The sequence below is a fragment of the Pedobacter sp. N36a genome (assembly GCF_014472395.1).
Classification (GTDB): domain Bacteria; phylum Bacteroidota; class Bacteroidia; order Sphingobacteriales; family Sphingobacteriaceae; genus Pedobacter.
In genome coordinates this window covers 112763-125025 of record NZ_JACSZW010000010.1, presented here as the reverse complement: position 1 = coordinate 125025, position 12263 = coordinate 112763, and the positions used below count along the sequence as shown (strand labels likewise).

Genomic DNA, 12263 nt, shown 5'->3' with positions numbered 1-12263 from the left:
TTTAACCTCTTTTCGATTGCTGTAAATAAAAAGCATGGCCCGTAAATCATTAGATCTACGGGCCATGCTTTTTATGTACAAAACACCTATTTTAAGCGGACTCTGCGATCATTTCTTCATCCGTTCTTTCATCAGCTTCCTGCTTTAGTGCTGCAGCTGCCTTAGAACGATCTGCCGGAGCAACGATATCTTCCAAAGTGTCTTTTTCTATTCTCAGGTTTTTGATGATATGACGCTGCCTGTCTGGGGTATTTTTGCCCATATAATATTCCAATAGACTTTTGATCGTTTGGTCTTTAAGTATCACCGGGTCTAAACGGATATCTTTTCCAATGAACAAGCCAAACTCATCTGGAGAAATCTCTCCTAATCCTTTAAATCGCGTAATTTCCGGTTTATTGCCCAGTTTGGTGATGGCTGCTTTACGCTCATCATCACTATAGCAATAAATCGTTTCCTTTTTATTACGAACACGGAATAAAGGTGTTTGCAGGATGTAAACGTGTCCTGAACGCACCAAATCCGGGAAGAACTGCAGAAAGAAAGTCATCATCAGTAACCTGATGTGCATCCCATCTACGTCGGCATCGGTAGCGATTACAATATTGTTGTAATGCAAGCCATCCAGACCATCTTCAATGTTCAGGGCATGCTGCAGCAGATTAAACTCTTCGTTCTCATAGACTACTTTCTTAGTCAGCTCATAACAGTTTAAAGGTTTTCCTTTTAAACTGAATACCGCCTGACAATCCACGTCCCTCGACTTGGTAATAGATCCTGAGGCCGAATCTCCCTCGGTAATGAACAAGGTAGTTTCGTATCGTTTCTCATGGGTGCTGTTAAAATGCACCTTACAATCTCTCAGTTTTTTATTGTGCAGGGATGCTTTTTTAGCCCTATCGTTGGCCAGTTTTTTAATTCCGGCGATGTCTTTACGCTCTCTTTCCGACTGTAAGATCCTTTTCAGTAAAGCATCTGCTACATCGGTATGTTTGTGCAGGTAATCGTCTAATTCTTTCTTTACGAAATCATTGATAAACGTTCTTACTGAAGGCCCATCTGGCCCCATATTCTGGGAACCCAATTTAGTCTTTGTCTGAGATTCAAATACCGGCTCCTGTACCCTGATAGAAATCGCGGCAATAATGGAAGCCCTGATATCCGCAGCATCATATTCTTTTTTATAAAACTCTCTTACCGTTTTCACTACTGCTTCACGGAATGCCGCCTGATGCGTTCCTCCCTGAGTAGTATGCTGACCGTTTACAAAAGAGTGGTAATCTTCTCCATATTGCTGACCGTGGGTCATAGCAACCTCTATATCATTCCCTTTCAGATGAATGATCGGATAGCGAATCGTTTCCGCCCCTGCGTGCTTATGCAGCAAGTCGTAAAGTCCACGCTCAGATAAATATTTTTGTCCGTTGAAGTTGATGGTTAATCCCGCATTCAGGAACACATAGTTCCAGATCATGCTTTCCACAAAATCAGTGATGTAATGGTAGTTTCTGAAAATTGTTTCGTCCGGATAAAACGTAATGGCAGTACCATTGCGCTGTGTAGTATCAATGACTGGATTCTCCAGGGTGATTTCTCCTTTTGAAAACTCTACCTTTTTGGTTTTATTGTCACGGTAAGATTGTACTACGAAATTATTGGACAAGGCATTTACGGCCTTGGTACCTACCCCATTCAGACCTACAGATTTCTGAAAGGCATTGCTATCATATTTACCACCGGTGTTAATTTTCGACACACAGTCAATCACTTTACCTAATGGTATTCCCCGGCCATAATCGCGGACGTTTACTTTCTGATCAGAAACGGTAATTTCTATGGTTCGTCCGGCTCCCATCACGAACTCATCAATTGAGTTGTCGACGATCTCCTTCAGCAATACATAAATCCCGTCATCCTGAGCAGAACCATCTCCAAGTTTACCGATATACATACCGGGACGCAGTCTGATGTGTTCCTTCCAATCGAGGGAGCGTATACTATCTTCGTTATAATTCGGTTCAGCCATGATGTAATTTGAGTAGAATTACAAATTTAAGGTAATATGCCGGGGAATCAACATCAAAGTTTCAACAAATACACATTTTCGTGTATATTCAAGGAATAAAACAAATCCCTTATGCCTGAGAAGAAACAGCTCTCTCTCTTCGACTTATCTATGATTGTGATTAGCTTGGTGATCGGGATGGGCATCTTCCGAACACCGGTAAATGTGGCTGCAGCGGCACAGGTTCCAAAGTTGTTTTTCTCTGCATGGGTCATTGGTGGACTTGTTGCCCTTTGCGGCGCATTGACTTATGCCGAAATTGGCTCCAGATTTCCCGTTACCGGCGGTTATTACAAGATTTTCTCTGCTTTTTACCATCCTTCTATTGCCTTTGCCATCAATTGTATCATTGTGGTTTCTAATGCCGCCTCCGTTGCCGGCGTTTCCCTGATCGGTGCTGAATATTTTAGTAAGATCATTCTTCCCATAGAATTGCAAACAGAATTTTATAGGATTGTGATTGCTGCAGTGACCATTTTCTTGTTTTACCTGCTCAATTTATTTGGTTTAAAAGTGAGTTCAAAGACACAGAATGTATTGTCTATGGTGAAAATAGGTATGGTGCTGATCTTGATCTGCGCCATCTTTACCGGTCCTGGGGCCACAAATATCAGCAATAGCTTACCAGAATTTAAAACCATCACCGGTGTTGCGCCTGATTGGATGGATTATGGAAAAGCACTCGGCGTTTGCCTGATTGCGATCTCTTTTACTTTTGGAGGCTACCAGCAAAGCATCAACTTCGGGGGCGAAACGAAAGAACCCAGCAAGGTGATTCCCCGCGCCATTATGATCGGCCTTGCCATTATTATTTTGTTGTATATGGCCATCAATTATGCTTACGTGAAAGTCATCGGTTTTGAACAATTGAAAACTGCGGAAAGCATTGCGGCAATCCTTGCCGGAAAACTATTCGGCCCAATGGGCTTCACCATCCTCTCCTGCCTGGTTTATTTTTCTGTATTGGGTTATGTGAATGTGAATTTATTGAGCAACCCAAGGGTGATGTTTGCCATGGGCGAAGAAAGAGCCCTACCTGCTGTCTTCAGTAAAAAGAGCAAAAAGAATGACGTGATGTTTGTGAGCCTCAGCGTATTTTCTGTGATCTCCATTTTCACGCTGTTCTATGCACAAACCTTCGATAAAATTTTAAATTATACGATATTTTTAGACTGTATCGGGATGGCAACCTCTGCGGCAACCATCTTTTTTCTGAGGAAAAAAACTGCCCATTTAGACAAGAACATCATTTACAGCATGAAACTTTATCCGTTGCTTCCATTGATTTTTATTGCGGCCTATTCTTTTGTAGGCTTCAGTATCTATTTTAGTGATAAAGAAGCCGGCAGAAATGGCCTGCTGATTTTTGCCGGATTTATTCTGCTCTATTTTGTCAATACCTCTCTCCGGAAAAGGAACAATAAAACCTAGTTAAGCTCCACAACAGACCAGTACCCCAATTAAAGAATATGCCGATAAAACCACTGCCATTCAGAAAAGAAATAGCCTACGCTGCCGGAATGATGGGCTGGAGCATCATGACCAATCTAATCATTGTGATGCTGCCTTACTTTTATTTGCCGCCAAATAATTCCGGATTGTATCCACTGGTGCCGCAATTATTGGTATTCGGAGCTTTCAATATTTTATCGCTCATTGCAGCCTCCGGCAGGTTATTTGACGCGTTGTACGATCCTTTTATTGCTGCTGTAAGTGATGCCAGTACCAATCCTAAAGGCCGGAGAATTCCGATCATGAAGTACGCGATTGTACCCGCGGTTATTTTTTGTGCCCTGGTTTTCTACCCATTGGTGAGGGGCGAAAGCATTACCAATGCCTGGTGGCTGACCTTTGTATTGGCTGGTTTTTTCATTTCGGTCACCACTTATATCATTCCATACAATGCTTTACTGGCAGAGCTGACCAATAGTGCAGATCAGAAAGTAAGGCTTTCTACCTATCAGCAGATTGGGTTTGTATTGGGCATGATTCTGGCCGCTTTATGTAATAATTATGCCGACCTGATCCAGCAATTTTTTCCACTAACCGGACGTGCCGAAGCCTTGCAGTATACCATCTGGGCTCTCAGTATTTTTTCCGGACTGGTCATGATCCTACCCATTATCTTTATTAATGAAAAAGAATATACCAATGCCAAGCCCACACATATCGCCCTGCTACCGGCTATAAAAAACACATTCAGGAATTCAAATTTCAAATATTACCTGATTTCAGATTTCAGCTATTACATCGCATTGAGCATCATTTCCAGTGGACTGCTGTTCTTCGTCACCGTATTATTGGGTCTACCAGATTCCGATGGCGGGAAGTTTATGGGCATCATGGTATTGCTGTCACTGGTCTTCTACCCTTTCATCAATTATGGGGCTAAAAGATTCGGAAAGAAGCCACTCGTACTCGTTGCTTTTGGCGTGCTCAGCCTGATATTTGTAACTATATTTTTCCTGGGGAAACTTCCTTTCTCGCCAACCATGCAGATGTCTATCCTGGTTTGCTGTGCTTCCTTCCCCCTGGCTGCATTAGGTATCCTTCCCAATGCGATCCTTGCCGACATCGCCCAGAAAGACACCGAAGAAACGGGAGAAAACCATGAAGGGATGTTTTTTGCGGTAAAATACCTATTTGTGAAACTCGGTCAGACGCTCGGAATCGCTATTTTCGCCATGCTGACAGTCTATGGAAAAGACCCCGGACAGGACTATGGACTGCGCTTAAATGGAGTCGTTGGCTTTGTACTCTGCGTGCTCGCCTTATTGTTTTTTAGCCGTTTCAAAGAAAATAAACCAACTAATTAACAGACACTTAGCTATAAATAAGCGAATTACCTAAAAGCCAAAAGTTATACGTATCTTTGCATTGAACGATATTCTTTCGTTTCATTATTACACATTAAAAGACAAACACATTGTTATTCGAAGAATTAAACCTGATTGAGCCAATTTTAAAAGCGCTCCAAACAGAAGGTTATACACAACCTACCCCAATACAAGAACAATCCATCCCAACTATACTTCAAGGCAGAGATTTATTAGGCTGCGCGCAAACTGGTACAGGTAAAACTGCCGCTTTCGCAATTCCTATGCTTCAATTGCTGAGCAAGCCTCACGCAAATACTAAAGTTCATAAGAACATCAAAGCATTGGTTTTAACACCAACACGCGAATTGGCCATCCAGATTGAGGAGAGCTTTAAAGCGTATGGTAAAAACTTACCGCTTCGTCATTTGGTGATCTTCGGTGGTGTGGGCCAAAAAGCACAAACTGATGCGCTAAACCGCGGTGTAGACATTTTGATCGCCACTCCAGGCAGACTATTAGATTTAATGAACCAGGGTTTTATCAACCTGAAGGACGTTGAGATCTTCGTACTGGATGAGGCTGACAGAATGCTGGACATGGGATTCATTCATGATGTTAAAAAAGTAATTGCTAAGCTGCCTGTAAAAAGACAGACTTTGTTTTTCTCGGCTACCATGCCTCAGGAAATCCAAAAGCTTGCGGATACGATCTTAACAAACCCTTTAAAAGTAGAGGTTACTCCAGTATCTTCTACCGCTGAAAAGATCAAACAAGAAATGTTTTTCGTAGCGAAGAACGATAAGAAAAACTTATTGATTCACATTTTACAAGATAAGTCAATTGAAACAGCATTAGTTTTTACCAGAACTAAACATGGTGCAGACCGTATCGTTAAAGATCTGATCAAAGTAGGAATTAAAGCAGAAGCGATTCACGGTAATAAATCACAAAATGCCAGACAAAGGGCATTGACTAATTTCAAAGCTAAAGCAACGAGGATTCTTGTGGCTACAGATATCGCAGCACGTGGTATTGATGTGGATGAATTGGCGCATGTGATCAATTATGAATTGCCAAACATTCCAGAAACTTATGTACACAGAATCGGTCGTACCGGTCGCGCGGGATTAAGTGGAACAGCGCTTTCTTTCTGCGATGCGGAAGAAAGAGACTTTTTGAAAGATATTGAGAAATTAATTGCACTAAGCATTCCGGTAACGGAAGATCATCCTTACGCGATGAGCTGGCAAAGCCTGATGAGCGCAGCAACTGAGAAACCTAAAGGTGGCGGTGGTTCACGTGGTGGTGGTGGTTCTCGTGGTGGCAATAGCAGAGGCGGTAATGGTGGAGGTAAACCATCTGGCGGTAAAGGGCAAGGTGGCGGTCAACGCGAACCTAACCTGAGCGGAGCGAAAAGAACACCAAGCAGCGGCAGCCGCAGGTGGAGCTCTAAAGGCAGCGCTGCAAAAGGATAAAATAGAGCGGAGGGTCGATCCTTTAACCCTCTTCTAAAAAAGCAAGCAAGACTATTCGATGACTGAAATCTTTCACCCTGAAAAAGGGTGAAATTTTCTAGGTCTTCTCATAGCATGCTTGCTTTTTTTGTTAATGGTCAAAATACTTGGGGAGATTAAATTGCAGGGAGGTGATTTTTAAGAAGTTGATTTTTGAGATGGGGAATTTGTGAGGCCAGCGGGCTTTTTTTCTTTCTTAACATTGATTTAAGCGCATTAAATAAATTGGGAAAATATATTTGCAAGTGATTTTCTTCAAATAATTTAATTCCAGGCACTGTTTAAAAAACAATTTTGTTAAACTTTTTTTAACATCAGACGTTAAGTTATTTAGCTATCTTGTAGCTACATTCTTAACAGAACAGATTGAGCAACAATAGTTTAAACAAAACCTATCTAAACATGAAAAAACTAATGAGCAAAATGATGGCTCTGGTTATCGCGACTGCCTTTATGGTGACTGCAATTGCCGGTTGTAAAAGCACGCCGAAAGATGCTGACCTAAAAACCGCGGTTGAAACTGCAATCCAGTCGAGCCCTAACTTATCTGCCTCAGGTGTTGCTGTCGACAAAGGTGTCGTTACAATTACCGGGCAGGTGACAGACGAAGCGAGTAAAGACGCTTTGGGAAAAGCTGCAGCAGCAGTTCCAGGAGTAAAATCTGTAGTGAATAACCTAACTATAGAAGTCGCTAAAGTTGAGGTGACTGCCGATACCCCATTAGCACTTGCAGTAAAAGATGCTACAAAAGACTTCCCTACGGTTGCAGCAACAGTGAACGATGGTGTGGTTACTTTAAAAGGAGAACTTAAAAAAGCCGACCTTCAAAAATTAATGATGGCAGTGAATGCCTTGAAACCTAAAAAGGTAGACAATCAATTGGTGATTAAATAATCCAGGAGGACAGAAAAATGGCTTTACAAGAAAAATATAAAGAACTTATTGATGCGGCAACCAGCGCAGGTGTAAACGACCTAAATGTTCGTGAACAGGATGGTGTGTTATATATTGATGGCGCTACTAGTGGTGCTGTAAAACAACAGCTTTGGGATTCTTACGAACGTCTTGATCCAAATTATGCTTCAGGAGACCTCGTGATGAACATTAATAGCGTTGCTGGCATCCCTGAGGGCGCTAAGCTAAAGGTAACCACCAACAGCTCCAACCTGAACATCCGTAAAGGTCCAAGTACCAATGATGACATCGTTGGAAAAGCTGCCCGCCATGAAATTGTAACACTTGTTGGAAAAGAAAATGATCAATGGTGGCTCATTAAAACCGACGATGGAGAACAAGGTTATTCCTATACACAATACCTAACTCCGGTAGAGTAAATTCGGCACTCATGTTTTATGCCTGAAAAATTTATATTGTTACTTTTAGACCTAGAAAATTTTGTCCTCTTCAGGGCAAAAGATTTCAGTCTAAAAGTAACAATATAGATTTTGAAATTTAAATTCTTTTTTAATCTCCACCAGGAATCCTATCTGGTAATATTGTTCGGCCTCACATACACCATCTGCATCACATTGATATTCCTCATTGCAAAAGCCGCTTCGCAATAATTAAAATAATACTGCCACTTCCGAATAAACCGATCGTCAAAGCCAAGCGCCTTTACTGCCAGACGGTGTCTGTTAAACTGTTCCGTCCACAATTGCAGTGTCCGTTCATAATCCAGTCCCAAATCCTTTAAATCTACCATTGTCAGGTTACTGGTCTTATTGATGGCCTCATTTATTTTCGCTACGGATGGCAATAATGAACCTGGAAATATATGCTTCTGAATCCAGTCTACCCCCTTACGCAGACTATCATACCTGGAGTCCGGGCTGGTGATCACCTGAATCGCAAGGATCCCATCAGCTTTTAGCAGCGCATTACATTTACTAAAATACTCCTGATAATAATTATGTCCTACTGCTTCCAGCATTTCAATGGAAACAATTTTATCGAAGCTCCCTTTAAGGTCTCTATAATCCATGATTTCTATAGTAATCAGATCCGATAAACCAGCTGCGCTGACCTGCTCCATTGCCCAATGCTGCTGTTCCTTAGAAATAGTTACGGAGGTGACTTTACAGCCGTAATTTTTAGCCATGAAGATCGCATTAGCTCCCCAGCCACTTCCAATTTCCAGCACATGATCAGTAGGTTTTAAACATAGCTGAGTACAAAGCCTCTGGTATTTTGCATTCTGAGCTGCTGCCAGCGACAATCCTTCTTTATAAAAATAACCACTGGAATAGGTCATTGAGGGATCAAGAAACAGCGAAAAGAAGTCATTATTCAGGTCGTAATGTTCCGAAATATTTTTTTGAGAACCAGAGATGCTATTTGACCTGCTGTTATGGTATACCCTATTTAACCATTTAAATACATTTAATGCCCAGGTTTTATGCTGACTACCAGATACGGAAGGTGCATTTTCAATATTGAGTAATACCCATTTGATGACATTAGTAATACTGTCTGTTTCCCATAAACCGTCTACATAGGCTTCGCCAAAACCAATATCGCCATAGAGCATCAGGTTCTTAAAAAAAGCTGTGTCTATAATTTGAATATTGGCTTTTACAGCTGATTGCTCCTCCCCGATTTGTATTTCCTGAGCATCTGGTAACGTAATCTTTAAACTGCCTTTTGTCATTTTGGACAAGGCATTCAAGACTAATTTCTCATAAAATCCAGCTTTAGATAGCGTAATGGAAAGCGACGACCTCATTTTTAATTCGTTTTTAAAGGTTTATATACGTCTTTTTGTAGATGTTGGTTTGCTTTCTTTTTATGAAAAGCGAACTTCTTCCTCCACAATAAAAAAGCCTGCCAATGAATCAGGCTCATCACCTGAAGTGGAATCAGGGGGATGGAGAAAAAATAACGCAGTAAGTTGATGTTGGTTAAGGGTTTTCTATCCCCCATCAGTGTACTAAGAAAAAAACAATTCCCTTGTTGATCATAATCATCAATACGAATGACTAATTTTTCATTCGGGATGGCCAGATCGAAGTCGAACAGCGTATCCAGGTCGATAAAAGGAGATACGTAGAAATATTTTTCTACCCGCTGCCGGAACCGCTCCCCTTTCATTTCTTCTTTTTTAATCAGGAATAGTTTCATCTCCCGGAATGTGTTACTGATCTCTGCGACCGCACAAAACGGATCTCCCAGCTCATCAAAGCAAAAGTAAAATGATACCGGATTAAAATTATAGCCCAGAACGGCAAGATTAGTGAGGAGCATAACGCGGCCTGCTCCCAGCTCCAATCCGTGTTGATCCAGGTATTTCCTAAGCTGATCCCGCAGGTTTCTATCTTGACCAGAATGTGTATGCTGGGCGGAGTCCTGGTGCTGATCTGCACTTTCTTCCGGCAAATGTAAATGATCCTTATCCCGGAAATTGAAAAAGTTAAAGCGATTGACACTTAGCCAGCGTAGTTTCTTGGCAAGCATGGGCAGCTCTTCAATATCCAGGTAAAATAGGTATACGCTATAGCCAAAGCTGTGCTTTTTAGGCGCCAGTCGATGGTGCATTACCTTACAGCTATATAAAGAAGAATTCATCATCAATGATCATTACCAATTTTCACAAAGTGCAGCCGCACTGGCATACGCATCTTCATGAAAACCATATTTAAAATAACTTCCACAATAATAAACCGGTCCATGCTGGTTAAGGATTACCAGCTCTTTTTGTGCCTGCATCGCAGGAACATCAAATAAGGGATGTTCATAATCAATTTCACGGATGATCTTTTTTGCATCAATTGCACTGGAAGGATTGATAGAAACAAAATAATCCTGATGATTCGATACCTGCTGCAAACGGTTCATCCAATAAATCGTGCTCGGTACCAAAACTTCGCCTTGCTTTTCTACCCGGTAGTTCCAGCTGCTCCAGGCTAATTCCTTTTTAGGCATTAAATTACTATCGGTATGAAGAACTGCTTTATTGGGCTGATATTTAAACTTAGAGAGCAAGCGTGCTTCATCTGGAGTTTTATCCTTTACGATCTGATGTGCCTGATCGGCATGACAAGCTAGAATCACACGGTCATATATTGCTGAACTGCCATCCGCAGCAAGGACACTGACTTTCCCATCGGCGAGTCTTGATACTTCAACCACTTTCTTCCGCAGCTGAATTCGATCTTTAAAAGGCTTGATCAATAATTCTCGATAAGATTGACTGCCATTATGAAGCGTATACCATTGATGCTGAGTATCTAACCCGAGGAAACCATGATTTTTAAAGAACCTGATCAATGATACTGCAGGGAAGTCCAGAATTTGCTCCATTGGTGTAGACCATACTGCGGAGCTCATCGGAATCAGGTATTTCCAGAGCATATCCTGACTGTATCCAAATTCGCTGATGTACCTGCCTATGGAATAATTTTCGTATTGCGGCTGATCAAGAATAGCCACGCTTTCCTTATTGAAACGATTGATCTGCATCAGCATCTTCAGAAAGGCAGGATTAAATAAGTTCCTCCGCTGTGCGAAAAGATGATTCAGACTTGAGCCACTATACTCCAGGTTATCAGGCAAGTATTGAACGCTGAAAGACATATCTGTTGCTTTTACCGGCGCATGTATTTTATCGAACAACCTGGACAGCTGGGGGTAAGTCTGCTGGTTGAATACCATAAATCCAGTATCAATATAAACCGTTTCTCCTTCTTCTTCTAGCGTAATCGTATTGGTATGTCCGCCAATATAGTCCTGTTCTTCATAAAAAGTAAGGTGGTATTTATATTGGAGCAGGTGACCGCAACCCATTCCGGCAATACCGGTACCTATAATTGCGACTTTTTCCATCAGGCTTTCTTTTTAAACAGGTAATGACATACCATCCATTCATTGCCCTCGTTATAGGCAAATAATTCTGCGCATGACAAATAGAACAACCGCCAGTAGACCCACCATTTTAAGGCTTGGTCTGCACCATAGGTTTCCCTTAAGATAGGCATAATTTCCTTTTTATGGGCATCCATATTTTTAAGCCATGCTTCGGATGTTTTGGCATAATTTGTACCATTTACCAACCAATGATTCGCTATGCTGAGGTGTTGGTTAAAGTAAAGCAGCAGGTGATTAGAGGGCATAATTCCTCCGGTAAAAAAATACTTGCTCATCCAATCGGTTTCATCATTCACTTCAAATTTATAGGCTAATTTATGATGGCTGAAAATATGGACAAATAGTCGGCCATCATCTTTCATAAAAGAAGCAATTTTGCCCATCAGCAATTCATAGTTGCGCATGTGCTCAAACATCTCTACGGAAAGAACACGATCATACTGGATAGGAGTTTTAAAAACATTGATATCCTCGGTGATAACCGTAATGTTATGCAGGTTTCTTTCTTTTGCAGTCTGGTCGATATAAGCTTTTTGAGTTGCAGAATTAGAGACTGCGGTGATGTGACTATTAGGGTATTTTTGAGCCATAAATAAAGTGAGAGATCCCCAGCCACATCCTAGTTCGAGAATATACTGACCATCTTTCAAGTCTGCGCGTTTGGTGGTCAGCGCGAGCATATCCTGCTCGGAAGTATCCAAGGAGGTCACTCCCGGATTCCAATACCCACTGGAATACTTTAAATGTTTACCCAAACAATATTGGTAAAAAGCAGTGGGCACCTCATAATGCTGTTGATTGGCATCTTCCGTATGAACGGCGATAGGTTCGGTTTTCAGTTTTGCAATCAGCTTATTTAAGCGCTGCTGCTGGGCTTCTGCATCTCCTACTATTTCGTCCTGGAGGCGTTTTTTTAGCAATCTGCGAATCCCTGCGCGTAATATAAAATCTGGTAATTTGTTCTGTTCAATTAAAGTATCGTACCACATGAATCTTCGTATT

At 41.5% G+C, this 12263-nt stretch carries 10 protein-coding genes; 5 read left to right on the top strand and 5 right to left on the bottom strand.

Features of this window, described 5'->3' with window-relative positions; translation table 11 throughout:
• Nucleotides 1–91 precede the first annotated feature (91 nt).
• Entirely contained in the window at nucleotides 92–2026 is a 1935-nt protein-coding gene (locus H9X96_RS18570) for a DNA topoisomerase IV subunit B (protein ID WP_187667715.1), read from the bottom strand.
• 111 nt (nucleotides 2027–2137) lie between these two features.
• Between H9X96_RS18570 and H9X96_RS18565 the strand changes: the two genes are divergently transcribed.
• From H9X96_RS18565 to H9X96_RS18545, 5 genes are all read left to right on the top strand, one after another.
• The gene (locus H9X96_RS18565) at nucleotides 2138–3496 is read left to right on the top strand and encodes an APC family permease (protein WP_187667714.1); all 1359 of its coding nucleotides are present in this window, start codon (nucleotides 2138–2140) and stop codon (nucleotides 3494–3496) included.
• Between the two features lie 38 nt (nucleotides 3497–3534).
• Nucleotides 3535–4881 carry an MFS transporter gene (locus tag H9X96_RS18560; RefSeq protein ID WP_187667713.1) on the top strand — a complete coding sequence of 449 codons (1347 nt, stop codon included), beginning with the start codon at nucleotides 3535–3537 and terminating at the stop codon, nucleotides 4879–4881.
• 110 nt (nucleotides 4882–4991) lie between these two features.
• The gene (locus H9X96_RS18555) at nucleotides 4992–6359 is read left to right on the top strand and encodes a DEAD/DEAH box helicase (RefSeq protein WP_187667712.1); all 1368 of its coding nucleotides are present in this window, start codon (nucleotides 4992–4994) and stop codon (nucleotides 6357–6359) included.
• A gap of 441 nt (nucleotides 6360–6800) precedes the next feature.
• Nucleotides 6801–7292, top strand: a complete 492-nt coding sequence (locus tag H9X96_RS18550) for a BON domain-containing protein (protein WP_187667711.1) — start codon at nucleotides 6801–6803, stop codon at nucleotides 7290–7292.
• Nucleotides 7293–7309: 17 nt separating this feature from the next.
• On the top strand, nucleotides 7310–7732 hold the full coding sequence (locus tag H9X96_RS18545) for an SH3 domain-containing protein (RefSeq protein ID WP_187667710.1): 423 nt from the start codon (nucleotides 7310–7312) through the stop codon (nucleotides 7730–7732).
• Nucleotides 7733–7881: 149 nt separating this feature from the next.
• Here the strand turns inward: H9X96_RS18545 and H9X96_RS18540 are convergent, their stop codons facing one another.
• Genes H9X96_RS18540 through H9X96_RS18525 form a run of 4 tightly spaced genes read right to left on the bottom strand, consistent with a single transcriptional unit; the run spans nucleotide 7882 to nucleotide 12250 of the window.
• Nucleotides 7882–9123 (bottom strand): cyclopropane-fatty-acyl-phospholipid synthase family protein, encoded by a 1242-nt coding sequence (locus H9X96_RS18540; protein ID WP_187667709.1) that lies wholly within the window; start codon nucleotides 9121–9123, stop codon nucleotides 7882–7884.
• Nucleotides 9124–9125: 2 nt separating this feature from the next.
• Nucleotides 9126–9965, bottom strand: coding sequence for a DUF1365 domain-containing protein (locus H9X96_RS18535; protein WP_187667708.1), 840 nt, complete (start codon nucleotides 9963–9965; stop codon nucleotides 9126–9128).
• Between the two features lie 9 nt (nucleotides 9966–9974).
• Nucleotides 9975–11219 carry an NAD(P)/FAD-dependent oxidoreductase gene (locus H9X96_RS18530; protein ID WP_187667707.1) on the bottom strand — a complete coding sequence of 415 codons (1245 nt, stop codon included), beginning with the start codon at nucleotides 11217–11219 and terminating at the stop codon, nucleotides 9975–9977.
• Nucleotides 11219–12250 carry a cyclopropane-fatty-acyl-phospholipid synthase family protein gene (locus tag H9X96_RS18525; protein WP_187667706.1) on the bottom strand — a complete coding sequence of 344 codons (1032 nt, stop codon included), beginning with the start codon at nucleotides 12248–12250 and terminating at the stop codon, nucleotides 11219–11221. The genes H9X96_RS18530 and H9X96_RS18525 overlap by 1 nt, the downstream gene beginning before the upstream one ends.
• Between the last annotated feature and the right edge of the window lie 13 nt (nucleotides 12251–12263).